The sequence below is a fragment of the Phenylobacterium sp. genome, assembly GCF_030693405.1.
GTDB lineage: Bacteria > Pseudomonadota > Alphaproteobacteria > Caulobacterales > Caulobacteraceae > Phenylobacterium.
In genome coordinates, this window is sequence record NZ_JAUYAW010000074.1 from 1 (window position 1) to 23464 (window position 23464).

Sequence of the window (23464 nt, forward strand, 5' to 3'; positions counted from 1 at the left end):
GGGCGATATCCCCATAGCCGCATCCAGCATCACCAGCGCTCCGCCAGCTGACCGCGGCTTCCTCCCCTGAAGGCTTCCGGACGCCAGCCCGCAGCCGGACCCATCAGCATGCGCTGGGGCCGGCATCCGAAACCCTCAACATTAGCGGGTGTTGGCACCGCTCCAGAAACACGACCTTCAGCCTGCGTCCGGCATGCGGACGTTCGGAACCGGAAGTTCGCCAGCTGTGTAGGCAGACGCGCAGCAGGTGGCATTGCCAGTGTGGCCTAGGCTTCCTGGGGTTCATCGCCGAGCGCATCGCCTAGGGCCTCAAGCACCTTGGCGAAATTTACCGACGGGTCGGCCATGGCGGGCGTGAAGTCGCGATGGGCCAAAAAATCGTCCTGAGCGGCTTCGATCAGGAGCTGGGATATGGCCCTACCAAGAGCAGAATCGGCGGTATGGGTAAAAGGGACCACCCGCTTTTCCTCCTCCTTGGCTGCCAGGGTGACGAAACATTTCGTCGGCGTCAGCGGGACGATCAGGCGATGTTCGCCGTCGATCGAGCCGCGTGCACAGAAGGTGTCCGGCAGAACAAAGACCGGCTCTTGCGCCGTCAAGATCGCCCACTGGCTCCACATGATTGGGCGCGAGTAGACGTCGTAGATTTGGTTTTCCGTGAAGAGGGTCGCGTAAGCGCGGCGCGCCATCTCATCGAACTCGATGCCGGCCCCGCGAGCGGCTTCGTCGAGCATATCGCGCATCGACACCCGAAGCTGGCCGATGAAGCGCGGACTTCGCAGCAGATGGATCACGAGATAGCCGACGAATGCCCGCTGCTGAGGCTGGTTGAGTGGGATGGTCTGCAGCAGCATCTCGATTGGCTGCTTGCCGTCTTTCTCCAGCAGAGCGAAATAGGCCTCGACGCGGTCGTCCCATAGGCCGGTGCGATGGCCCCATTGGGCGAACAGGATCGCGTCCCTCGCCCATTCCCCGTCCTTGCGTTTCCACCGCGTCGCGGACGGGCCGTCGGCCCAAAAGTCGCGAATGAACCAGCGGCTAATGAAATGCTTGTGCGTGACGGGCTTGACCGCGAGCTTTCCTGGCGGGCGCGGCATCTTCTCAAGCTCAAGGGCTTTTCGCGACTTGGGCGTCCACCGCTCGTCCATCTTCTTGGACCAGATCTGCTCGTGGCCGATCCGAGCGGTCTCCAGGATGATCCCCTCGCCCTCCGGGCCAAGGCATTCCGCCCGCTCGGCTTCCGGGTCAATGTCCTGCAAGCAGCGTTCGCCGACGCGCTTGTCGACGACCCGCTCGCTGTAGAACAACATCAGCCGGGCCAGTTCGAACGCCATCTCGGCTTTTATGTTGATATGCAGTTCGCGTTCGACTGCCTTTTCGAGATCGAACAGGGCTTTAATGATCCGCTGGACAACCTCGTCCCACACCGCGGCCAGCGCCTGGACCTGGGCTTCGGCAAGGGTCGGATCCCTCTTGCGGATCAGGGTTTCGGTGTAGAGGTTTGCTGGCATGGTTCGCGCGGGGATGACGGGCCAAGCCTAGCACCCACCCCGAATTGGCTCAGCAGAAAATGCGGTTTCGACTCGCCCGGGTCATCTCGTCGGCGTCCGCGCCGCGAGCTTGCAGACCACCAAGAACCGCATTGCGATCCTGGAGCTTGTAGGGGACCAAGTGAAGCAATCTCACCATCACGCTAGAGGGGCTACCGCCCCCGACTAGGCGGTCTGGCTGTGCAAATCCCAGGCATCGCCACGCGGATCTGCGTCGCGCCAGAAGCGGGCGTCGCCGCCCCTCCGGAACAGCGACCTTCACTTGATAGGCATGAGTGTCGGTGCCGTTTATATTGTCTTCTAGTGATAGGTGTCACCAACGTCTTTGTGGCCGCCCTAGACCAACACTCTGGATTCGTCGTCCCAGCCTGAGGCTAATCTGTCAGGCGTCCGGCGTCTCGGGCGGCTTCTGATAGTCCGACGCCACCTTCAGCAGCTTCTCGACCTCTTCGACTGAACGACCCTCGGCCTCCAGTGCGCCGATCTTCAGACGGACCTTCCGCCCATAGCGCGTCTGGACCCAGGCTCCGGCCGCAAGAGCGACTGCACCGATCGCTGGCCCGCCCAAGGTCTTCAGCACGGCAATGAACTCCCCCAGCGGATAGCCTTGGGCATCGACCGAATCCATGGCGATGGCCCTCTGGCTGTAGCGGACGCCATTGGCTTTCAGCGCCGCGCCGAAGGTCGAAAGCCCAACCTGGAAATCCTCGCTGGCCGGCTCGGCGTCTTCCTCGGCCGCCACAAGCTCGATAGAGACCTCGCCGCGGTCGGCAAGCTGCTGGCGATGCAAGGCGTCCTGCCGGGCCAGACTGGCGAGGTAGTTGGCGTAGGCCTCTTCCTTCCAATCCTTCGGTTCCGAGGTCATCGTCGCGTCGTCCTTTCTGAGCCGGCCCCACCCTGGCGCCTGGTGATTGTAGAGGAAGCGGCCTTGCCTTACCCGCCGGAAGTCGTGGAGCAGCTTTTGGAAAATGGGGACACGCACGACTTCTACCGCCAGCTGAACGGAAAGCAGCGCGTGTCGACACTTCCGCGATCATCCAGCGTCACCGGAAGCAGCCCTTCTGAAGGTCGCCTCAGAGCCCAACGCGGTCATAGCGGATTGTGCCCGAGGCGAAGTGCAGCTTCGACTGCCCCGCGGCGCACTGACGGGATAGGAACCGCTAACGAGACGCCGATCTCATCGCCAACCTGACATGGCAGACATGCCCATCCTCGACGCTCAGGAGGCCGCGGAGAGTACCACGCGGTCGAAGGCATACCCATCAACATGCGAATCCGCGCTGCGCCCTAGAAGGAGTCTCTCTCGCGATCTTCGAGATGAACCAGGAAATCCTCATGCGTTTGAGGTGTGCGACAACGAAAATGCTGAAGGATTTCAGGGGCGTGGATTCTCAAAGTCTAAGAGGACCCACAGCTTTGTGACTGACCATCGCCTTGACTGGCCATCGCCTCACCGGACGTTGCGCTGCTAGGCTCATGGTCCTCGGTAGCTGGTCATGGGTGAGACGCCTTGAGTCTGAGTGTGTTGGCTTCCCTGCTTGGCGGAATAGGCCTGTTTCTGCTCGGCATGTGGTTGATGACCGAGGGGTTGAAGCTGGCGGCCGGCGGCGCTTTGCAGACGGTTCTGGAGTCCTGGACCCGTTCGGCGCCACGCGGCTTTCTGGCTGGCGTGCTGATCACGGCCCTGTTGCAGTCCTCCAGCGCCGTGACCGTGGCGACCCTGGGATTCGTGAACGCAGGGCTGCTCAATCTGGCTCAGGCGGTCTGGCTGATCATCGGGGCCAATGTCGGGACGACCATGACCGGCTGGCTGGTCGCCCTGGTGGGCGTGAAGATCGATGTAGGAGCGCTGGCCCTGCCGTTGATCGGACTTGGCATGCTGGGGCGGCTGGCGTTCCGAGGTCGCTCCCGTCTCTATGGCGCCGGCCAGGCCATGGCCGGGTTTGGGGCGTTCTTTCTTGGGGTGGGTGTGCTGCAGGGGGGCTTTTCGGACCTCCTGCATGACGTGGGGCCTCTGGTTCCGAGCGAGGCCACGCTGATCAGTCTGCTGGTCGCACTGTCTGTTGGGGTGGTGGTCACGGTGCTGACCCAGTCCTCCAGCGCCGCCATCGCCTTGACCCTGACCGCCGCGGCCAGTGGCGAGGTTCCGCTCCCTATCGCCGCCATGGCGGTGATCGGGACCAATATCGGCACCACTTCGACGGCGATTCTGGCCGCCCTCAGCGCAACGCCTGCGGCGAGGCGGGTGGCGGTGGGGCACGTGATCTTCAACGCCGTCGCTGCGCTGGCCGCCCTGGCGCTGCTGTCCCCGCTCCTTTGGCTGAGCGCGTGGTTGACCGCAAGTATCAACCCGCACGGTGAGACCCCGGCCATCCTGGCCATGTTCCATACCCTGTTCAATCTGCTGGGCGCCCTGATCATGGCCCTGATGGGATCGAGGCTGATCGCCTTCCTGCAGGGTCGTTTCGTGACCGCCGAAGAAGATCTGGCCAGGCCCAGATACCTCGACGCCACCCTCGCCTCGGTGCCCGCTTTGGCCCTGCGGGGCGTGGTTCTTGAGGTGGAGCGCATGCGGGACGCCGCCTTCGAGATGGTCGCCCATCGACGTCGCCTAGGGCCTTCCGGGGGCGCGGCGGCCGGAGGCCAACTCCTGCCGCTTGGGCGAGCCATCCGGAGCTTTTTGGGGGAAATGAGCGCCGGTCCCCTTCCCGCTCCCGTAACGGAGGCGCTGCCCGACGTGATTCGCGCTGTCCAGCACCTGGAGGAAATCGAGCGGATGAGCCTGCGGCTGAGGGCGCCGCCCGCAGACGCAGAGGGGGCATCCCAGAGCTGGAGCGAGTTAAGGCGGGCTTTGGCCGATAGCCTGGAGGGGCCTGGCGCTGAGGTCTCCGACCTGGAACTCGCCTACGCAAATTTGATCAGCGACGCGGAGCGCGCCTATCAGCAGGTCAAGACCGATCTGTTGCAGGCCACCGCCAGGGGCGTCCTGCCCGTCGGCCATCTCGACAGCGCTCTTGAGCTTGCCGACGCCCATCGGCGATGCGCCGAGCTGGCGGCGAAAACCCATCGACGCCTGGGGCCTTGGGAGGGCCATCCCGACGCCGCTCATGCGGAGGCGGAAGGTCACAGGGCCGGGGACTAGAAGGCTCAGGCCGCCCGATCCAGGGCCAGCGCAAGAGGCGCCTGCCAAGCGACGGCTCTGGCCCACCAGGTGGATCAGCCGCTGACATGACAAAGGCCGGCGCCGCTAGGGACGCCGGCCTTGATCGTGATGCTAGCCCATCAGCCGGGCGCAGCGTCTCTGGTCCGTAAGGCCTCAGCCGTTCACAGCGTCCTTGAGGGCCTTGGCCGGCTGGAACGACACCTTCTTGGAGGCGGCGATCTGCACGGCTTCGCCGGTCTGGGGGTTGCGGCCCGTGCGCGCCGGCTTGTTCTGCACCTTGAACTTGCCGAAGCCCGGCAGGGACACTTCCTCGCCGCTGATGGCGGCGTCGCGAATCGCGGCGAAGACGCCGTCCACGATCTGCTTGGCTTGCGCCTTGGTCAGCTTGTCGTCGGCCGCGGCGACGCGATCGATGATGTCGGAGGTGTTCATGGATGGCTCCAGGTTGGGAATCAGCTTTCGACACTGCCAAGGGCGGGCGCCGGTGTCACCTGAGCAAATGGCCCAATCGCCGTCGATTCAAGGGAATTTTGCACCCTTAGGGTGAACGATGGTACACGATGTCCATCAGGCGTCAGGGTTGCGGCGAGGTCAGGTGGACCGCACCGGGCGACTCCCGGCAAGCTTAAGCCATGTCAGAAACCCCGAAATCGCCGCCGAATCCCGACCTCCAACTCGGCTCGCCGTCCTACAGGCTGGCGGCTTTGGACCAGGAATTCCTTCTAGGAGACTCGATGCGTGGGGTGAGGTTTCTCCTGGAGTACTCCAAGGCGGAAGACGCCTTGCGGGCCTGGGGGGTCGTCTCGACGATCGTGGTGTTCGGCAGCGCCCGTGTGGCCCCCGACGGCCCTGGACGCCAGGCGCAATGGTACGACACGGCCCGACGGTTCGGCGCGCTGGCCTCCCTGACCGGCGGCGCCCTGCTCAATGGCCGCGAGGGGCGTCATAACGTCATCGCCACAGGGGGCGGGCCCGGCATCATGGAGGCGGCGAACCGAGGCGCATACGAGGTCGGCGCTCCCTCGATCGGGTTCAACATCACCCTGCCCCACGAACAGGTCCCCAACCCCTACTCCACCCCGGAGCTCACCTTCCAGTTCCACTATTTCGCCATGCGAAAGATGCACCTGGCCATGCGCGCCAGCGCCCTGGTGATCTTTCCCGGGGGGTTTGGCACACTGGATGAGCTGTTCGAACTGCTCACCCTGCGCCAGACGCATAAAAGCCCCCCCATCCCGATCGTTCTCTGTGACCAGGCTTACTGGTCCAGGGTCATCAATTTCGAGGCCTTGGCTGAGCACGGCATGATCTCCCCTCAGGACCTGGACCTGTTCGGGTTCGCCGAAACCCCAGAGGAGATTTGGGCGATGCTGGAGGCCAAGGGCTTACACGCCGTGGATTGAGGTTCCTCGTCCTGAGATAAGCCCCGGCGCCACAGTCGCGCCACGGTCTTGCCTCAACCCTACGGCGATCCAGAGGAGGCTGTTCATGCCCGCCGTTTCACATCTGATCCTCGCCGCGAGCCTGGTCCTGGTCCCTGCCCTGGCTTCGCCCGCCCTGGCGGGCCAGGGGGATGTCCCGACCGTTTCCGCGGCGGCTGCGCCTCTGGTGAGTGTCCGGCTGGCGCCCGCCCTCATTGAGAGCGCGGAGACGACTTATGGGCTGACCGAGGTGAAAGATCAGGCCGAGCGGCTCAAGGCGCTGGTCACCGCCGACCTGGAGCAGATGGGGGTGATGGCGGGGGGCCGAGTTGATCTGGTCCTGGTTGATCTGAAACCCAGCCGACCGACCCGTCAGGAGATGATCTCCCGTCCGGGTCTCTCCTTCCGCAGCGCGTCCCTCGGCGGCGCCCGGATAGAGGGGGAGATGACCACCTTTGACGGTGAAGTGATGCCGGTGAGCTTCACCTGGTACGCCTCTGACCTGACCGATTCCCGGCGGCAGGCGGTCTGGGGCGACGCCCAGTGGGCGTTCGAGCGGTTCAGCCATCGACTGAGCCGAGGTCAGCTTTACGCCCTGCGCTGACCCAGGCTTGCCTTGTGCGGCGGCGCGGGGTCAGATCGGGGACCAGTAGTTCCCGTGAGATTTCGAATGTCGTCTGAGCGCCGCTCTAGCTGGATCCTGGCGGCGCTGGCCGCGCCCTGCCTGCCCCTGGCGGGCCTTGGGCTTCCCCTGGTGGTCTACCTCCCGGAATTCTACGCCAACGAACTGGGCCTGAGCCTCTCAGCCGTCGGGGCCGCCTTCATGGGCGTGCGCCTCCTCGATATCGCCTTCGATCCTTTCATCGGCGGGGTGATGGACAAGACCCGGACCCGGTTCGGACGCTTCCGGCTGTGGTTCGGCATCGGCATCCCGATCCTGATGCTGGCGGCCTATATGTTGTTCATGGCGCGGCCAGGGGTCGGCGTCGGCTATCTCTGGCTGTGGCTGCTGGTCATCTATGGCGGCTTTTCCATCGCCACCCTGGCTCACCTGTCGTGGGGCTCGGTGCTGTCGCCAGGCTATGACGAGCGATCACGCATCTATTCCTGGTGGCAGGGGGGCAATGTGGTGGGGATGATCCTGGTCCTCACCCTACCCCCGCTGCTCGGCCTGCTGGGCGTGCCCGGTCACGCCATGGGCGTGGAGGCCATGGGATGGTTCATCATCCTGCTCCTGCCGCTGACCGGTCTCCTGGCGCTGTGGAAGGTGCCCGAGCCTTTCATCGTGCGGCCTCAACAGAGGTCAGGCTTGAAGGAGTATCTCGGCCTCTTCAAACGCAACAGCGTGCGGCGCCTGCTGGCCGCCGACCTCGCCATCGGCACCGGGCCGGCGATCACCGGGGCGCTGTTCTTCTTCTACTTCGAGCGGATCAAGGCCTTCGACAAGGCCGAGGCCGGAGGCCTGCTGCTGGTCTATTTCATCGGCGGCCTGGTAGGCGGCCCCATCTGGACGCGGCTGTCCTACAAGATGGGCAAGCACCGCGCCCTGGCGGTCTCGACCGTCTTCTACGCCATCGTCACCGCCGGCGCCCTGGTCATCCCTCCGGGCGCCTGGCTGATCGCCGCCGGCTTGATGTTCCTGATCGGCCTGCCCTTCTCGGCCGGCCCCTTCCTTCTGCGGGCGATGATGGCCGATGTGGGCGACGAGGAGCGGCTGGAATCTGGCGCTGATCGTACAGGCCTGCTCTACGCTCTGCTGAGTGGGACGGTGAAGATCGGCTCGGCCGCCGCCATCGGCATCACCTATGTGGGCCTCGACCTGGTGGGCTTCGACGCCCGGGCGGCGGACTCCACCTCCGGCCTCCTGGGGTTGCAGGTGATGTTTCTCGCGGCTCCGGCCGTCCTGTCTCTGCTGGCCGGCTGGATCATCATGAACTACCCCCTGAATGCGGAGCGGCACGCCGAAATCCGGAGCGCCCTGGAGGCCCGGGACCTGGCCGAAGCCGCGCCGGAGTTCGGCGCCGAGCCCAAGACCTCCGAGGAGATCCATGCCGTCATCCGCCCCGCCCAGTGACCTGCCGCCCCTGGAGCGTCTGCTGGCCATCATGGCGCGGCTGCGCGACCCGGTGGATGGCTGTCCCTGGGACCTTGAGCAGAGCTTCGCCACCATCGCCCCCTATACGGTGGAGGAGGCCTATGAGGTGGCCGACGCCATTGAGCGCAACGATCTGGCGGACCTGAAGGAAGAACTCGGCGACCTGCTGCTGCAGGTGGTGTTCCACGCCCGCATCGCGCAGGAGCAGGGGGCCTTCGCCTTCGAGGACGTGGCCCGCGCCATCAATGACAAGATGATCCGCCGCCATCCCCACGTCTTCGGCGAGGAGACCTATGCCACCGGCGAGGCGCAGACGGCGGCCTGGGAGGCGATGAAGGCGCAGGAGCGGGCCGGCAAGGGCCGCGACCGCAGCCTGCTGGACGATGTGCCCGCCGGGCTTCCGGCCATGACCCGGGCCGTGAAGCTGACCAAGCGCGCCGCCCGGGTGGGCTTTGATTGGCCCGAAGTGTCCTTTGTGCTGGAAAAGCTGCGCGAGGAGATCGGCGAGATGGAGGCCGAGATCGCCACGGGCGACAGGGACGCCCTGCGCGGGGAGATCGGCGACGTCCTGTTCGTCATGGCCAATCTGGCCCGCAAGCTCGACATCGAGCCCGAGGACGCCCTGCGGGCCACCAACGCCAAGTTCGCCCGCCGTTTCCACTTCATCGAAGCCGCGCTGGCCGAACGGGGCCGAACGCCTGAGGAGTCCGACCTCGCCGAGATGGACGCCCTTTGGGACGCCGCCAAGGCCACTGAGCGCGGCTAGAGGTCGTCCGCGCCCGGCGAGACGGCGCCAAGGTCGATCCGCGGGAACAACTGCTCGAACTGTCCGAGGGCCTTGGGCGTCAGGCGCACGGCCATGCGTACGGCGCCGTCATCATCGGTCTGGCGATCGACCACCCGGCCGTTCTGATAGAGCCAGGCGATCGCCGCCCCCTCCCCGGCCGGCAGATGGGCCTCCACCGCGGGCGACTCGTCCACCAGGTCGGCCACGGCGAGCAGCAAGGGGGTGACCCCCTCCCCGGTCACCGCCGAGACCAGCAGGGCCGGCGGATGGGCGCGCCGCGCGTCCCCCTCCAGCATCGGCCGGTCCTCTTCGGGCGTCAGGTCGATCTTGTTCCAGACCTCAAGGACGCGGCGCTCATCCATATCGACGCCGAGACGTTGCAGCACTTCGCGGACATCGGCGGCCTCAGCCGCGCTTTCCGGGCTGGCGATGTCGCGGACGTGCAGGATGACGTCGGCTTCTTTGACCTCTTCCAGGGTGGCCCGGAAGGCTTCCACCAGTTCGTGCGGCAGGTCTGAGAAGAAGCCCACCGTATCCGACAGGATGGCCGGCCGTCCGTCGGGCAGGTTCAGCATCCGCAGGGTCGGGTCGAGGGTGGCGAACAGCATATCCTCGGCCATGACCTTGGAATCGGTCAGGCGGTTGAACAGGGTGGACTTTCCCGCATTGGTGTAGCCGACCAGGGCCACCACCGGATAGGGCCGGCGCTTGCGGGCCGAGCGCTGAAGGGTGCGGGTGCGGCGCACCTCCACCAGCTCCTTCTTCAGGCGGCCGATCTTTTCAGCCAGCAGGCGGCGGTCGGTCTCGATCTGAGTTTCGCCAGGCCCGCCCATGACCCCGAAGCCGCCGCGCTGGCGTTCCAGGTGGGTCCAGGTGCGGACCAGGCGCGAGCGCTCATAGGACAGCCTGGCCAGCTCCACCTGAAGCCGACCCTCCCGCGTGCGGGCCCGCCTGGCGAAGATCTCCAGGATCAGGCCGGTGCGGTCGATGACCTTCACCTTCCAGGCCTTTTCCAGATTGCGCTGCTGGACCGGCGTCAGGGCGTCGTCGACGACCGCCACATCGATCTCGAGCTCTTCGCAGAGCTCGCCGATCTCGGCCACCTTGCCCTTGCCGAACAGGGTGGCGGGCATGCGCTTGCGCACCGGGGCGACCATGCCCCGGCGGATTTCGAGATCAAGAGCCAGGGCGAGACCTTCGGCCTCTTCCAGGCGCGCCTGGGAGGACCGGGCGCCGCCACGGCCCTCGCGTTCGGGATGGATGATGAGCGCGCCCTGGACGGGCGTCTCATGGTCGATGGATGGGGAACTCAATCGGTCTCGTCTTCCGCCGGCTCATACAGCTGAACAGGCTGGGCCGGCATAATGGTGGAGATGGCGTGCTTGTAGACCAGCTGGGACTGGCCATCGCGGCGCAGGAGCACGCAGAAATTATCGAACCAGCTGACCACGCCCTGCAGCTTGACGCCGTTGACGAGGAAGATGGTCAGGGGGGTCTTGGCCTTGCGGACGCTGTTGAGGAAGGTGTCCTGCAGGTTCTGCTTTTTTTCGCTCATGGCTTTTCGCCCTTTTCTCCGATTGAGGGGCCACGCGCCCCCACACACATAAGGCAAGCTAGTCCAACCTTGAGCCGCCGTGCAATCACGGTCGGCTACTCAGACGGCGGTCTGCTTCGCCCGCTCGATATAGAGGCTCCGCAGGCGCTTCGCCACAGGACCCGGCGCGCCGCCGCCGATGGGCTGTCCGTCGATGGCGATCACCGGCAACACCAGCGAGCCGGCTCCGGTGATGAAGGCTTCCTTGGCCTGGGCCATGTCTTCGGGCGTGAAGGGCCGTTCCTCCACCTTCAGGCCGGCCTCGGCGATCACGTCAAGCAGGGTGCGTCGGGTGACGCCGCGCAGGATGTTGGCCTGGGTGTCGCGGGTGCGCAGCACGCCATTGCCGTCGAGAATCCAGGCGTTGGCCGAGGCGCCCTCGGTGATCAAACCCAGATCATCGACGAACAGGGCCTCCCCCGCCCCGCGCTCCCGGGCGGCCTGTCTGGCCAGGACATTGGGCAGCAGGCCCACCGTCTTGATGTCGCAGCGGCCCCAGCGGTTCTCCGGGGTGGTGATAACGGCGATGCCCTTGGCCGCCTTGGCCTCTGAGGCGGCGCGGTCGAGACTCTTGGCGGTGATGACCACTGAGGGACTGAGGTCGCCCTCAGGGAAGGCGTGGTCACGGGGCGCCACACCACGGCTGATCTGCAGATAGATCAGGCCTTCACGAACCAGATTTCGCCGCAGCACCTCGCGCAGGACGATGGTCAGGGCCGCCCGCGACATGGGCTCGGGGATCTGCAGCTCGCCAAGGCTGCGGGCCAGGCGGGCGAAGTGGCCCTCGGCGTCGGCGAGCTTGCCGCCAAACACCGACCAGACCTCATAGACCGCGTCGGCCAACTGGTAGCCCCGGTCCTCGATATGGACGGCGGCGTCGGCGTGCCGCTGATAGCGGCCATTCACATAGGCGATGCGCCCCATGGCTATTCGACGCCCTCCTCGAGCGCGCGCGCCCCGGACAGACCCAGGGACTTGAGTTTACGGTGCAGGGCCGAGCGCTCCATGCCGATGAAGGCCGCGGTCCGAGAGATGTTGCCGGAGAAGCGCATCATCTGGGCGCTGAGATACTCCCGTTCGAAGGTCTCGCGCGCTTCGCGCAGCGGCAGGGCGATGATCTTGTCGGCGCCCAGCAGACCGCCCCCGTCGGCAGGCTGTGCGTCGGAGGGCACCATCTCTGCGGTGATCGGTTCCTTGGGGTCGCCGGAGCTCAGGATCAGCATGCGCTCCACGACATTGCGCAGCTGGCGCAGATTGCCGGGCCAGGGGCGGACCTGCAGGGCGCCGATGGCGTCTTCAGACAGGATCCGTCGGGGCATGCCGCTGGCCTCGCAGATGCGCTCGATGAAGTTCTCCACCAGCTCGGGGATATCCTCCCGCCGCTCCGAGACCCCGGGCACCGCCACGGGCACCACGTTCAGGCGATGGAACAGATCTTCGCGGAACCGCCCTTCGGCGATTTCCTGGCGCAGGTTCCGGGAGGTCGAGGAGATCACGCGGACATCCACCTGGACATCGGCGTCGCCGTTCACCCGGCGGAAGCGCTGCTCCACCAGGACGCGCAGGATCCGGCTCTGGGTCTCCCGCGGCATGTCGGCCACCTCGTCGAGATAGAGGGTGCCGGCGTGGGCGCGTTCAAAGACGCCGATCTTGCCGGGACGGCCGCCCTCGCCCTCAACCCCGAACAGCTCCACGTCCATGCGCTCAGGCGTCATGCCGGCGGCGCTGATGGCCACGAACTCGCCCTTGGCCCGGGGGCTGGCCGAGTGGATCAGCCGCGCGACGGTCTCCTTGCCCGACCCCGGGGGGCCAGCGATCAGCACACGGCTGTTGGCGGCGGCCAGCTTGGCGATCATCTGGCGCAGGTGCTGGGCCGGCATGGACTTGCCGATCAGCCCTTCGGGCATGATGGCCTGGGTCCTCAGGCGGCGGTTCTCCCGGCGCAGATTGGCCGCCTCCAGGGCGCGGTCGACCACCAGCAACAGCCGGTCGGACTTGAAGGGCTTCTCCAGGAAGTCGTAGGCGCCGCGCTTGATGGCGCTGACCGCCGTCTCGATATTGCCGTGACCAGAGATCATCACCACCGGCAAGTCGGGGTCCAGGGACTTCAGGAGGTCAAGAAGCTCCAGCCCATCCATCCCGCCGCCCTGCATCCAGATGTCCAGGATCAGCAGCGAGGGCCGCCTGGCGCGCACGGCGGCCAGGGCGCTCTCGGAGTCCGAGGCGGTGCGGACCTCATAGCCCTCGTCGGACAGGATTCCGGCCACCAGATCACGGATGTCGGCCTCGTCGTCCACCACCAGCACATCAGCGGCCATGGGCTTCTCCTTCGAACATCAATGCAGACTCCACGGTGGCCACCGGGCGATGGGCGACCGGCAGGCTCAGGATCACTCGGGCGCCACGCCCCCGCGAAGCATCGGTCAGGACCAACTCGCCGCCATGGTCCTCCAGGATCCGCTTGACGATGGCCAGGCCCAGCCCGGTGCCCTTTTCACGGGTGGTGATATAGGGCTCGGTCAGGCGGTCGCGGTCCTTCTCCGGGAGCCCGACGCCATTGTCCTCAACCACGATCGTCACCGTCTCATCGGCGAGCGTCATCCGCACATTGATGCGGCCGGCTGGGCGGGGCGTGGTCTCTGTCCGGGCATGCACCGCCTCGGCGGCGTTCTTGAGGATGTTCGTCAGGGCTTGGGCCAGCATCCGGCCATCGGCCATGACCGACACCTCCGGCGCGGGCTCGGCGAGCACGATCTTCAGGCCCGGATTGGCGACCCCTTGCGCAAAGACCTGAGCCCTCACCAACTCCGCCAGATCCTGCGGTGAGAACCTGGGCGCCGGCATGCGGGCGAAGGCCGAGAACTCGTCAACCATCCGGCCGATGTCACCCACCTGACGCACAATGGTGTCGGTGCAGCGGTCGAAGGTCTCTAGGTCGGCGGCGGCCACATCCTTGCGGAACTTCCGGCGAAGGCGCTCGGCCGACAGCTGGATCGGTGTCAGCGGGTTCTTGATTTCATGCGCGATCCGCCGCGCCACGTCCTTCCAGGCGGCGTTGCGCTGCGCGGCCACGAGGCGTGTGATGTCGTCGAAGGTCAGGACCAGCCCGCTCTCGCTCCGGCTGGCGCGCACCCGCAGCCGGTGGCTCTCCCTGGCCCGCTGAATGTCCACCTCGGCTTCCGCCTCTCCGGACACCGCCGCCTCCCCAGCCACGGCGCTAAGCTCAGGGGCGAGTTCGGCCAAGGTCAGCCCGTCGACCGATCCATCGCTCAGCTCAAGAAGCTGGGCGGCCTGCCGGTTGAGGGCCGAGATGCGACCATGACTGTCCAGGCCGATGACGCCAGCGCTGACTTCCGACAGGACGGTCTCGATGAACTCCCGTCGGCCCTCAGCCTCATCGCTCGCGCGCCTCAGCGCTTCCTGCTGCGCCTGAAGATCATGTGTCATGCTGTTGAAAGCACGGGAAAGTACGGCGATTTCCTCAGGGTCATTCCGCGAATCCACCCTGGCGCTAAGATCACCACTGGCGACGCGCCCAGCGGCCTGGACCAGGCGGGCGACGGGGCCGGAAATCGCGTTGGCGGCCGACATGCCAAGCCAGACGGCGCCCACCAGCACCAGAAGGGCGGTCTCGACATAGCTCAGCGCGAAAACCGTCTGGATCCGGGCCCGGCTCTGAGCGGCCTCACGGTAAGAGATCAGGGAACCTTCCGCCTCGATCAGGTGCGTGATGATCCCCGACTCCACCGGCCGCGCCACATAGAGATAGGCGTCCGGATAGCCGTTCAGCCGGTAGAGGGCGCGCATCAGATCGGAGGAGTCGAAGGCCGGCACCGAAATGTCGCCCTCATCGGCGGCCTGGAAACTCGATTCCGGCGGCACCACGAAGGGGGGCGCGTCCGGCGCCTCGGACCGGGCCAGGACCCGCCCTTCCCGATCGATCAGATAGGCGGCGGGAAAGGCGTGATAGGAGGCCTGATAGGACAGAAAGTGGGTGAAGGTCACCGGCGACGTGGCCAAGGCCGGAGCGGCCCGGTTGAGGTCCACCGACATCAGCGAGACGTGCTCGCCGATGTACCGCTTCTGATCCTCCACATAGGATCGCGCCACGGTGGCGGAATTCTCCACCACGGTCTGCACCCGCTCACTGAACCAGTTGTCCACGCCCCGATTGACCAGCACCCCATAGAACAGGGCCACGACGACGGCCGGCGCCACGGCGGCCAGGGCGAATAGGGTCACAAAGCGCAGATGCAGTCGCGCGCCGGCGTCCACCGAGCGCGCGTCCAGAAGGGCCAGCAGGCGGAAACCGACCAGTGCCGCCAGAGTCAGGATCAGCACCAGATTGAGGCTGAGCACCGTCAGGATGGCGTTGGAGGCCGGCCGCAGCGGACCCGCCTCCGGCGGCGAGGCCGCCAGCAGGATCGCCACGGCCGTCAGGATGGCCGCCAGCAGATAGCCGCCGCCGAGCACATATCTCGACTGCATCGCACGCCAGAGTCTGGCGGACGGTCTTGCGGTTTCCAGGCTCCCGACCAGCGACGTCATGATGCCGCAGCCTAGGCTCAACTGTGTCTGGAACTCAACACAGATGTTGCCAGATTACGTCAGGTTGTTCGCCCCTGCGAAATCGCCTGGCGTCATCGGCGTCCGCGGGTCAGGTCCACGCCCAGGTCCTGGATCTTCTTGCGCAGGGTGTTGCGGTTCAGGCCGAGGATTTCGGCGGCGCGGACCTGATTGCCCCGTGTAGCAGCCAGGGTCAGCTGGATCAGGGGCCGTTCGACCTCCTCAAGCACGCGATCATAGAGCCCCACGGGCGGCACCCCATCGGGCTGCTCGGCGAAATAGCCCCCCAGATGGCGCTCCACCAGCTGGGCGAGGGTCAGCGGTCCCTCCTGGCCGGGCTGGCTCGGCTGCTGGTCGGCAAGCTCCTTCTCGACGATGCGCGCCGTGATCAGCTCTTCGGCGTAGAGGGCGCAGACCCGGCGGATCAGGTTTTCCAGTTCGCGGACATTGCCCGGCCAGGCGTGCAGCTTCAGGCGCTCCAGAGCGGCCTGATCGATGGTCTTGGACGGCAGGCCTTCCCGATTGGCCCGCAGCAGGAAGGAGCGCGCCAGATCGGGGATGTCCTCGGTCCGGTCGCGCAGGGGCGGCAGCCGGATCGGCGCTACGTTCAGCCGGAAATAGAGGTCCTCACGGAACAGGCCCTGAGCGATCAGGGCGCGCAGGTCACGGTTGGTGGCGGCGATCAGGCGGGCGTTTGGGCGACGCCCGGTCTTTGGATTGAGGGCGGGCTCAGAGCCGTCGATTACGCGCAGCAGGCGGGTCTGGGCGTCCAGCGGCATGTCGCCGATCTCATCCAGGAACAGGGTGCCCCCGTCGGCCTCCACCAGCTTGCCGCTGTCCCCGTCGGCGCGGCCGAATAGTTCGGCCTCGACCCGCTCCCGGGGCGTGGCGGCCAGATTGATGACCACGAACTTGCCGTCCTTGCGTCGGCCCATGTCGTGCAGGGCCCGCGCCACCAGTTCCTTGCCCGTGCCCGATTCCCCGAGGATCAGGACGGTGAGGTCGGCGCCCACCAGCCTGGCGATGGTGCGATAGACCTCCTGCATCGGCGCAGACCGACCAATCAGCGGCAGGCGTTCATCGCGCATGGCCCGCGCCTGGGCCCTGGAGGCTTCCGGGTCGGCCGGCCGCGCCAGGGCGCGCCTTGCGAGCGCGGTCATGTCATCGAGATCAAAGGGCTTGGGCACATAGTCGAAGGCGCCGATCTCGGCGGCGTTGACGGCGGTCAGCAGGGTGTTCTGCGCGCTCATGATGATCACGGGCAGCTTGGGCCGCTCCTTGCGGATCCGCGGCAGCACGTCGAACACGTTCTCGTCGGGCATCATCACATCGGTGATGACCAGGTCCCCCTCCCCTTCGGACACCCACTTAAGCAGGGTGGAGGCGTTGCCCGTGGCCCGCACCTGGTAGCCGAGCCGGGTGAAGGACTGGGACAGGACGAGCCGGATGGAGGCGTCATCGTCGGCGATCAGGATCTTCTTTCCGGCGGCGCTCATGCCGTAACGTCCTTTTCAGTCACAATGGGAAGCAACACCCGGAACACAGTCCGACCGGGCTCGGATTCGAAGTCGATCAAGCCGCCATGGCCGGCCACCAGCTTGGAGACCAGGGCAAGGCCCAGGCCCGCCCCCATGGGCTTGGTGGTCACGAAGGGCTGGAACAGGCTCTCGCGTAGATGGGCCGGCACGCCCGGCCCATTGTCCTGGATGCGAACCTCCAGAGGCGCGCCGCGCAGCGGGCGATTCTTGGCCGAGCGTACCCGCACCCCATGGCGGAACGCCGTGGTGATCAACACCTCGCCGCGACCGTCCCCGCGCATGTGGGCGGCTTCGGAGGCGTTCTTCACCAGATTCAGGAAGACCTGGATCAGCTGATCCTCGTCCCCAGGAGTCGGCGGCAGGGACGGGTCATATTGTTCGCGCAGCAGCAGGCCGTCGGCCACACCGTTGACCGCCAACGCCCGCACACGGTCGAGAACCTCGTGGATGTTGACCGGATCCCTTGCCGGCGGGGCGTCGTCGGCGAAGACTTCCATACGATCCACCAGGCGCTTCACCCGGTCGGTTTCATCGACAATCAGCTGGGCCAGGGGAACGTCGTCGGCCCGGGCGCCGGCCTTCAGCAGCTGGGCTGCGCCCCGAATGCCGGCCAGGGGATTCTTGATCTCGTGGGCCAGCATGCGCCCCAGGCCCATGATCGAACGGAGACCTGCGGCATCCCCGCCGAACTCGGAGAAGACGCCGCCCTTCACCTGCAGCGACAGCAGGATTGATCCGTCCCCCAGGGGCGCGGCCGCGCCATCGGCCTCAAAGGTTGGCTGGCCGAACAGACTGATCTCAAGGCCCCGCTCGCGCACCGCGCCACCTTCTTCAAGGGCCCGGTTGAGCAGCGCCACCAGGGGCGAGTCCGGCGGCAGGGCGGCGCGGAACCGTCCCCGCGCCAGCAGCCCCAGCCCCTGGCCAAACAGGGCCTCGGCCGCCTCGTTGGCGGCGATCAAGGCGCCTTGGCCGTCGATCACCAGGGCGGGTTCAGGGCTCAGGTCGAAGGCCGCGGATTTGAGGGCGTTCAGATCGACGCCGGCGGGAGTGGTTCTGATCCGACTGGTCATGCGGCCAACCTTGTCTCGGGATCGCGCCACAGCGCGATCAGCTCCAGTTTCACCTGGGACGAATCCTCCAGTCGGCAGATCCGCCCACGGGCGGCTCGCCTGGCCTCGGCCTGCGTGGGCCAGGGCGCGTTGTCGATGTAGGCGGCCAGATGCTTGCGGAAGATTCGCAGGCCCAGGCGTTCGCCATAGAAGTCGAGACTGTCGTCGAGGTGCGCCAGCACGATCGCCAGGCGGGTCTCGATGTCAGGGCTTTCGAAAGCCTCACCCGACAGCGACGCCTCAATCTCAGCGGCGATCCAGGGGCGGCCATACACGCCGCGGCCGACCATCACCCCATCGGCGCCGGATTGATCCAGCGCCGCCCGAGCCGTGGCGCCATCGACGATGTCGCCATTGACGATCACCGGGATATCCACGGCGGCCTTCACCGGCGCCACGGCGGCCCAGTCGGCGGCGCCGCGGTAGAACTGGCTGCGGGTGCGGCCATGGACCGTGATCGCCTGGACCCCGCGACTCTGGAACCGGACCGCGAGGTCGGGCGCATTGAGCGAGGCCTCATCCCAGCCGAGGCGCATCTTGGCGGTCACCGGAACCTCGGCGGCCTCCACCACGGCCGCGACGATGGCTTCGGCGAGTTCGGGTTCACGCATCAGGGCCGAGCCGCAGGCGACACCGGTCACCTCCCGCGCTGGGCAGCCGAAGTTGAGATCAATGATCTGGGCGCCGGCCTGAACCGCCAGCCGCGCGCCCTGCGCCATGGTGGCGGGATCCTTGCCCACCAGCTGAACGACCATGAGGGGCAGGCCCTCGCCGACCGCGGCACGACGGACCACGTCGGGCCGCCCCCTGGCGAATTCGTCCGAAGCCACCATCTCGGTCGCCACATAGGGCGCTCCCAGGCGGCTGGCTATACGACGGAACGGCAGATCAGACACGCCGGTCATAGGCGCAATCCACACGCGCCCGCCCACCTTCACCGTACCGACCTTGAGCTGTTTGCTCATTTTATAGTCACCCCTACCGACCGCTTTTTAGGCAATTTGTGCGGCGCCGTAAAGCCTGGACAACATCGTCCGAGCGCCTAAACACACGCCATGAGCTTTTCGGCCATAGTGGTCGCCGCGGGAAGCGGCCTTCGCGCCGGCGCGGGCGCGCCCAAGGTGTGGCGCCGCCTGGGCGGCCGGGCGGTGGCCAGATGGTCTGTTGAGGCCCTGGCCGCAGCCGGCGCAGCGCCCCTGCTGGTCGTTGTCGCCGACGACATGCGCGCTGAGGCCGAGGCGGCCCTGAGCGGTCTGACCGGGATCACATTCGTCACGGGGGGCGCCACCCGGGCCGCCTCGGTGCAGGCGGGCCTGGTGCAGCTCGCTGAGGCGCCGGACGACCATAGGGTCCTGGTCCACGATGCCGCGCGACCGTTTCTCGCCAGACCCCATGTGGCGCGACTGCTGGCGGCTCTGGAGGCGCGCGAGGGCGCAATCCTCGCCCTGCCCCTGGCTGACACCCTAAAGCTTCAGGAAGAGGGACGACTCGGGACGCCGTCGCGAGAGAGCCTCTGGCGCGCCCAGACGCCGCAGGCTTTCGCCCTGGGCGCGCTAAGGCGTGGCTACGCGGCCTGGGACTTCGCCACAGAGCCCACCGACGACGCCCAGGTCGTCTCGAGCACCGGCGGTGAGGTGGCCCTCGTTCCAGGCGACCCTCTGCTCTTCAAGCTGACCTATCCGGAGGATTTCCTCATGGCCGAGCAACTGGCCGGCGGCGCCCGGCAGGTCCGCACAGGAATGGGCTACGACGCCCACCGGTGGGGTCCCGGGGACGCTGTCTGGCTCTGTGGGGTGCGGATCGACCATGATCAGACCCTGATCGGCCACTCCGACGCCGACGCTGGCCTGCACGCCCTGACCGACGCCCTGCTTGGCGCCCTGGGCGCTGGGGATATCGGTGAGCATTTTCCCCCCAGCGACCCGCAATGGCGCGGCGCCGCCTCAGACCGGTTCCTGGCTCACGCCGCCGACCTTGTCCGGGCGCGGGGCGGGCAGATCGTCAATGTAGATGTCACGCTCATCTGCGAGCGACCGAGGATCAGGCCCCATCGTGACGCCATGCGCACGCGCTTGGCTGAAATTCTGGGCGTGGCTGAAGACCAAGTCAGCGTGAAGGCCACGACGACCGAGGGCATGGGCTTCACCGGCCGACAGGAGGGCCTGGCGGCCCAGGCGATCGCGACGATCGAACTGCCCCGCTAGAGCCCCTTCCGATCCGATTGCTTCAATCAGATCGGATAAAAAGGGCTCTAAATCATAAAGTTAGAGCATTTTTGATCCGATAACCGCGTCACACTTATCGGAAAATGCTCTAGGGCGCCCGCGCCGACTTACGGCAGCCAGGTCCAGACTTCCTTCATGCGTGCGTAGAGCGCGCCGGGCAGGTTGGTGTAGGCGTCGGTCCAGGGCGCCGTCAGGCCCCCATCGATCTGATCCCAGCGCCCATCGCTTTTGTAGGGCAGCAGGCCCTCCGAAGTCCGGGTGACGATGATGACGTCTTCCGCCGACTCCCAAAGGACGGGACTGTCATAGGCCGCGGCGTGGCGCTGCAGCAGGCCATGGCCGCCGGCGGCCGCCACCACCGCCATGGCCGGCGAGATCAGGTCCAGATTGCGGTTGGACAGGTGCATCACCAGCACGCCGTCCGGCTTCAGCCTGGCCAGGTACATCTCCACGGCTTCTACCGTGAGCAGGTGGGCCGGGACGGCGTCCGAGGAGAAGGCGTCCAGCAACAGGAGGTCGAAGCGGCCCTCCGACTGGTCCTCCAGGGTCAGCCGGGCGTCGCCGATCACATAGTCGATCGGCCCCTTGGCGCATTCGGTCGTGTAGGAGAAATAGGCCGGGTCGTTGGCGATCTCGACCATCAGGGGATCGATCTCGAAGAAGGTGAGCCGGTCCTCAGCCCGCACATAGCTTGCCACCGTGCCGGTGCCGAGGCCCACTGCGCCGATGGTCAGGCTGGCTTTCTCGGCCCGCTTGGCGGCGAACACCTGCCCGATGGGCGTCTCCGGGGCGTAATAGACCAGCGGCCGGCAGCGGTGCTCAGGCGCCTGGGCCTGGGCGCCGTGCAGGGTCGTGCCATGGGCCAGCATGTGGACAGTCCCGCCGAGGGCCTGAACCGGCATCACCGACTGACGAGCCACCCCGAAGAAACTTCGCCAGGTCTGTCGTACATCCACGCGGTCGCCAGCCATCTGCGCCGACACCAGCAGCATCGACACCGTCGCCAGGAAGAGCAGTGTGCTGCGCCGGATCAGGAAGGCCGAGACCGTGACGACTCCGAGCAGGATCCGCACCACCCCCTCGCTCTGCGCATAGAGCCCCGACAGAACTGGCGCGGCGATCACCGCGACGACGCAGACCGCGAACAGACCCCAGCGCCAGAAGGGGCCAGTCTCCCAGGTCCACGGCCTGGCCAGACAGGACAGGGCCAGGACCAGGGGGTATTCCCAGACATTGGTGAAGATGACCGGGGCGACGAAGGCGTTGAAGCCGCCCCCGACCACGCCGCCAATGGACAGGCAGAGATAGAATTCCGTCAGCCGCGCGGGCGGTGGGCGCCGGGCCACCAGGGCCTGGTGGCAGACCAGAGCCGTGAGGAAAAAGGCGGCCAGATGAACGCCAAGCTGGATGACCAGGTTGGTGGTGTGGAACGGCATGATCACGGCGCAGGCCGCCACGGCGGCGGCCTGGAACATCAGCGCCGTCTCCGGGGAGATCAGCGGCCGCTCCTGGAAGGCGATGATGAAGGTCAGCAGATAGAGGGCGAGCGGCACCACCCAGATGAAGGGGGCTGAGGCCACATCGGTGGTGATATGGGTGGTCACCCCCAGCATCAGGCTTGAGGGGATCGCCGCCAGCCCGATCCAGATCAGCCGTTCACGCCAGGGCCGACCGCTCAGGGCGGCCTCGATCTGGACGGTCGGATGGGGCGCGCTCACCTCGATCCGGGGCGCCCGCGACACCAGCAGGGCGAGGCTGGCCATCAGCACCACAAAGCCCCCATAGGCCAGGCTCCAGATGAAGGTCTGGGCCTGGATGGCCAGACTCGGCTCCACGACCAAGGGGTAGGCCAAGAGGGCGATCAGGCTGCCCAGATTGCTCGCGGCATAGAGGACATAGGGGCCACGCCCCTCCCCTTCGCGAAAGATGCGCGCATGCCAGGCCTGGGTCAGCGGCGCGGTCGCCGACAGCACTGCGAACGGCGCGCCCACCATCAGGGCCAGCGCGGCCAGCAGCCAAAGCGCCGGGTGATCTGAGGTCGGCGGCCCGAGCAGTTCGTGGACCCGAAGGGGCAAGACAAGGGCGGCCAGCAGCAGAGCGCCACCGTGGATCATCGCCTGACGACGCACGGTCCCGACCCGCTGCAGCAGGTGCGCATAGGCATAGCCCGCCAGAAGCGCGGCCTGGAAAAAGGCCATGCTGGTGTTCCACACCGCCGGCGCGCCGCCCATCAGGGGCAGCAGCAACTTGGCGGCCATGGGCTGCACCATGAAGACCAGGGTGGCGCTGGCAAAGACCGTAAGGCCAAACAGGGCAGGCGCGACGGCGGGTTTGGCCTTGGGGAGGGTGTCCTGCAGGGTCATGGCGCCGATTCGGCTTGTAAGGTCAGGGCGGCCAATGGTGTGGTCTGACCGACCCGGCGCCTAGCGCCCTTTCGTACCTGGCATCGGATACAGCCATGTTTTCTTTGGAAATCGAGACCTTGGCGCGGCTTCTCATCGATGAGGCTCGCCAGAAATCCCTGCGAATCGTCACGGCGGAGAGCTGCACCGGCGGGCTGGTAAGCGCGGCGATCTGCGCGATTCCGGGCGCATCTGACGTCCTAGACCGGGGTTTTGTCACCTATTCCAACCGCGCCAAGCAGGACATGCTCGGGGTGCCGGGGGATCTGATCGCCGATCTGGGCGCCGTCTCCGAGCCGGTCGCCCGCATGATGGCCGAGGGCGCGCTGGAGAACTCAAACGCCCATCTGGCTGTAGCCATCACTGGCATCGCCGGACCCGACGGCGGCACGCGGATGAAGCCTGTGGGCACGGTGCATATCGCCACGGCGCGGACCAATCACGGCCTTACCCACCGGGCTGAGCTGTTTGAGTTCGAGACCCGCTTCGAAATCCAGCAGGCCGCCGCTCAGGCCGCTCTGGAGATGCTGCGCGAGCGGCTGACCTGAGGCCTCAGGCGGGATCGGTTGAGGGACCGTAGAGGCTCCTCGCCCTTGCTTCGAAGCAGCCGATCAACCGGTCGACGGCGCTGTGGAAGTTGGCGCTGAGCAGGGCCGCCAGCATCTTCGATTTGAACTCGAAGTCGATCTCGAACTCGATCCGGGTTCCGGCCGGGTCCTCATGGAATCGCCAGCGGTTCTCCAGTCGCTTGAAGGGGCCGGAGATCAGGCTGACCTGAATCACCCGTCCTACGGCGTCGCGCCGCACCCTTGTGGCGAACCGCTCCCTGAGAAACGAGAATCCGACGGCCGCTTCGGCGTCCAGCATGTCGACGCCCTCGCCCACAGGTCGCTGGTTCCAGCTGCGCATGCCTGTGATCCAGGGAACGAAGTCCGGATAGCGGTCCACGTCCCCCACCAGATCAAACAGCTGGTCAGGCCGGTACGGCAGCACCTTCTGAACGCGGTGATACAA

General features: G+C 66.5%; 20 protein-coding genes. 7 read left to right on the top strand and 13 right to left on the bottom strand.

Annotated elements, in window-relative coordinates; translation table 11 throughout:
* Positions 1-266 precede the first annotated feature (266 nt).
* Together Q8N19_RS15975 and Q8N19_RS15980 are read right to left on the bottom strand one after the other, a co-directional pair.
* Positions 267-1511 carry a hypothetical protein gene (locus Q8N19_RS15975; protein WP_305592374.1) on the bottom strand — a complete coding sequence of 415 codons (1245 nt, stop codon included), beginning with the start codon at positions 1509-1511 and terminating at the stop codon, positions 267-269.
* A 421-nt stretch (positions 1512-1932) separates the two neighbouring features.
* Positions 1933-2415 carry a hypothetical protein gene (locus Q8N19_RS15980; protein WP_305592376.1) on the bottom strand — a complete coding sequence of 161 codons (483 nt, stop codon included), beginning with the start codon at positions 2413-2415 and terminating at the stop codon, positions 1933-1935.
* A 657-nt stretch (positions 2416-3072) separates the two neighbouring features.
* On the opposite strand from Q8N19_RS15980, the gene Q8N19_RS15985 reads away from it, so the two are divergent.
* Complete coding sequence (locus tag Q8N19_RS15985; RefSeq protein WP_305592378.1) at positions 3073-4692, top strand: Na/Pi cotransporter family protein; 1620 nt, start codon at positions 3073-3075, stop codon at positions 4690-4692.
* Between the two features lie 174 nt (positions 4693-4866).
* Here Q8N19_RS15985 and Q8N19_RS15990 read toward each other — a convergent pair whose 3' ends face one another.
* Entirely contained in the window at positions 4867-5145 is a 279-nt protein-coding gene (locus tag Q8N19_RS15990; RefSeq protein ID WP_304752677.1) for an HU family DNA-binding protein, read from the bottom strand.
* Positions 5146-5345: 200 nt separating this feature from the next.
* Between Q8N19_RS15990 and Q8N19_RS15995 the strand changes: the two genes are divergently transcribed.
* The 4 genes from Q8N19_RS15995 to mazG all read left to right on the top strand — a co-directional run bounded on the left by Q8N19_RS15995 (position 5346) and on the right by mazG (position 8995).
* Positions 5346-6116, top strand: a complete 771-nt coding sequence (locus Q8N19_RS15995) for a TIGR00730 family Rossman fold protein (protein WP_305592380.1) — start codon at positions 5346-5348, stop codon at positions 6114-6116.
* Between the two features lie 85 nt (positions 6117-6201).
* Complete coding sequence (locus Q8N19_RS16000; protein WP_305592382.1) at positions 6202-6738, top strand: hypothetical protein; 537 nt, start codon at positions 6202-6204, stop codon at positions 6736-6738.
* A gap of 66 nt (positions 6739-6804) precedes the next feature.
* Positions 6805-8208 carry an MFS transporter gene (locus Q8N19_RS16005; protein ID WP_305592384.1) on the top strand — a complete coding sequence of 468 codons (1404 nt, stop codon included), beginning with the start codon at positions 6805-6807 and terminating at the stop codon, positions 8206-8208.
* Complete coding sequence (mazG, locus tag Q8N19_RS16010) at positions 8183-8995, top strand: nucleoside triphosphate pyrophosphohydrolase (RefSeq protein WP_305592386.1); 813 nt, start codon at positions 8183-8185, stop codon at positions 8993-8995. The genes Q8N19_RS16005 and mazG overlap by 26 nt, the downstream gene beginning before the upstream one ends.
* On the opposite strand, the gene hflX is transcribed toward mazG, so the two are convergent.
* The 8 genes from hflX to dusB form a co-directional block, all read right to left on the bottom strand.
* Complete coding sequence (gene hflX, locus Q8N19_RS16015) at positions 8992-10329, bottom strand: GTPase HflX (protein ID WP_305592388.1); 1338 nt, start codon at positions 10327-10329, stop codon at positions 8992-8994. The genes mazG and hflX overlap by 4 nt on opposite strands.
* Complete coding sequence (gene hfq / locus Q8N19_RS16020; protein WP_293318910.1) at positions 10326-10571, bottom strand: RNA chaperone Hfq; 246 nt, start codon at positions 10569-10571, stop codon at positions 10326-10328. The genes hflX and hfq overlap by 4 nt, the downstream gene beginning before the upstream one ends.
* A 99-nt stretch (positions 10572-10670) precedes the next feature.
* Positions 10671-11534: a D-amino-acid transaminase gene (locus Q8N19_RS16025; RefSeq protein WP_305592391.1), complete on the bottom strand. Its 864-nt coding sequence runs from the start codon at positions 11532-11534 to the stop codon at positions 10671-10673.
* A gap of 2 nt (positions 11535-11536) precedes the next feature.
* The gene (locus Q8N19_RS16030) at positions 11537-12928 is read right to left on the bottom strand and encodes a sigma-54 dependent transcriptional regulator (protein WP_305592393.1); all 1392 of its coding nucleotides are present in this window, start codon (positions 12926-12928) and stop codon (positions 11537-11539) included.
* Positions 12918-15158, bottom strand: a complete 2241-nt coding sequence (locus Q8N19_RS16035; protein WP_371133882.1) for an ATP-binding protein — start codon at positions 15156-15158, stop codon at positions 12918-12920. Before Q8N19_RS16035 ends, Q8N19_RS16030 begins: the two co-directional genes overlap by 11 nt.
* 92 nt (positions 15159-15250) lie before the next feature.
* The gene (locus tag Q8N19_RS16040) at positions 15251-16672 is read right to left on the bottom strand and encodes a sigma 54-interacting transcriptional regulator (RefSeq protein WP_305592397.1); all 1422 of its coding nucleotides are present in this window, start codon (positions 16670-16672) and stop codon (positions 15251-15253) included.
* Positions 16669-17784 carry a nitrogen regulation protein NR(II) gene (locus Q8N19_RS16045; protein WP_305592399.1) on the bottom strand — a complete coding sequence of 372 codons (1116 nt, stop codon included), beginning with the start codon at positions 17782-17784 and terminating at the stop codon, positions 16669-16671. Before Q8N19_RS16045 ends, Q8N19_RS16040 begins: the two co-directional genes overlap by 4 nt.
* Positions 17781-18788, bottom strand: a complete 1008-nt coding sequence (dusB, locus tag Q8N19_RS16050; protein ID WP_305592400.1) for a tRNA dihydrouridine synthase DusB — start codon at positions 18786-18788, stop codon at positions 17781-17783. The genes Q8N19_RS16045 and dusB overlap by 4 nt, the downstream gene beginning before the upstream one ends.
* A gap of 90 nt (positions 18789-18878) precedes the next feature.
* Between dusB and Q8N19_RS16055 the strand changes: the two genes are divergently transcribed.
* The gene (locus tag Q8N19_RS16055) at positions 18879-20027 is read left to right on the top strand and encodes a bifunctional 2-C-methyl-D-erythritol 4-phosphate cytidylyltransferase/2-C-methyl-D-erythritol 2,4-cyclodiphosphate synthase (protein WP_305592402.1); all 1149 of its coding nucleotides are present in this window, start codon (positions 18879-18881) and stop codon (positions 20025-20027) included.
* A 128-nt stretch (positions 20028-20155) separates the two neighbouring features.
* Here Q8N19_RS16055 and Q8N19_RS16060 read toward each other — a convergent pair whose 3' ends face one another.
* The gene (locus tag Q8N19_RS16060) at positions 20156-22411 is read right to left on the bottom strand and encodes a spermidine synthase (RefSeq protein ID WP_305592404.1); all 2256 of its coding nucleotides are present in this window, start codon (positions 22409-22411) and stop codon (positions 20156-20158) included.
* A 95-nt stretch (positions 22412-22506) separates the two neighbouring features.
* Here Q8N19_RS16060 and Q8N19_RS16065 point away from each other — a divergent pair, with 95 nt between their 5' ends.
* Positions 22507-22998 carry a CinA family protein gene (locus tag Q8N19_RS16065; protein ID WP_305592406.1) on the top strand — a complete coding sequence of 164 codons (492 nt, stop codon included), beginning with the start codon at positions 22507-22509 and terminating at the stop codon, positions 22996-22998.
* A gap of 4 nt (positions 22999-23002) precedes the next feature.
* On the opposite strand, the gene Q8N19_RS16070 is transcribed toward Q8N19_RS16065, so the two are convergent.
* On the bottom strand, positions 23003-23464 hold the full coding sequence (locus Q8N19_RS16070; protein ID WP_305592408.1) for a type II toxin-antitoxin system RatA family toxin: 462 nt from the start codon (positions 23462-23464) through the stop codon (positions 23003-23005).

Bases quoted from the DNA above. Each gene is read 5' to 3' on its own strand.
- Q8N19_RS16005 (WP_305592384.1), top strand. From the start codon at position 6,805: ATGTCGTCTGAGCGCCGCTCTAGCTGGATCCTGGCGGCGCTGGCCGCG.
- Q8N19_RS15990 (WP_304752677.1), bottom strand. From the start codon at position 5,145: ATGAACACCTCCGACATCATCGATCGCGTCGCCGCGGCCGACGACAAG.
- hfq (WP_293318910.1), bottom strand. From the start codon at position 10,571: ATGAGCGAAAAAAAGCAGAACCTGCAGGACACCTTCCTCAACAGCGTC.
- Q8N19_RS16065 (WP_305592406.1), top strand. From the start codon at position 22,507: ATGTTTTCTTTGGAAATCGAGACCTTGGCGCGGCTTCTCATCGATGAG.
- Q8N19_RS16040 (WP_305592397.1), bottom strand. From the start codon at position 16,672: ATGAGCGCCGCCGGAAAGAAGATCCTGATCGCCGACGATGACGCCTCC.
- mazG (WP_305592386.1), top strand. From the start codon at position 8,183: ATGCCGTCATCCGCCCCGCCCAGTGACCTGCCGCCCCTGGAGCGTCTG.
- Q8N19_RS16055 (WP_305592402.1), top strand. From the start codon at position 18,879: ATGAGCTTTTCGGCCATAGTGGTCGCCGCGGGAAGCGGCCTTCGCGCC.
- Q8N19_RS16025 (WP_305592391.1), bottom strand. From the start codon at position 11,534: ATGGGGCGCATCGCCTATGTGAATGGCCGCTATCAGCGGCACGCCGAC.
- Q8N19_RS16000 (WP_305592382.1), top strand. From the start codon at position 6,202: ATGCCCGCCGTTTCACATCTGATCCTCGCCGCGAGCCTGGTCCTGGTC.
- Q8N19_RS16060 (WP_305592404.1), bottom strand. From the start codon at position 22,411: ATGACCCTGCAGGACACCCTCCCCAAGGCCAAACCCGCCGTCGCGCCT.
- dusB (WP_305592400.1), bottom strand. From the start codon at position 18,788: ATGAGCAAACAGCTCAAGGTCGGTACGGTGAAGGTGGGCGGGCGCGTG.
- Q8N19_RS15975 (WP_305592374.1), bottom strand. From the start codon at position 1,511: ATGCCAGCAAACCTCTACACCGAAACCCTGATCCGCAAGAGGGATCCG.
- Q8N19_RS16030 (WP_305592393.1), bottom strand. From the start codon at position 12,928: ATGGCCGCTGATGTGCTGGTGGTGGACGACGAGGCCGACATCCGTGAT.
- Q8N19_RS15980 (WP_305592376.1), bottom strand. From the start codon at position 2,415: ATGACCTCGGAACCGAAGGATTGGAAGGAAGAGGCCTACGCCAACTAC.
- Q8N19_RS16045 (WP_305592399.1), bottom strand. From the start codon at position 17,784: ATGACCAGTCGGATCAGAACCACTCCCGCCGGCGTCGATCTGAACGCC.
- Q8N19_RS15995 (WP_305592380.1), top strand. From the start codon at position 5,346: ATGTCAGAAACCCCGAAATCGCCGCCGAATCCCGACCTCCAACTCGGC.
- Q8N19_RS16035 (WP_371133882.1), bottom strand. From the start codon at position 15,158: ATGACGTCGCTGGTCGGGAGCCTGGAAACCGCAAGACCGTCCGCCAGA.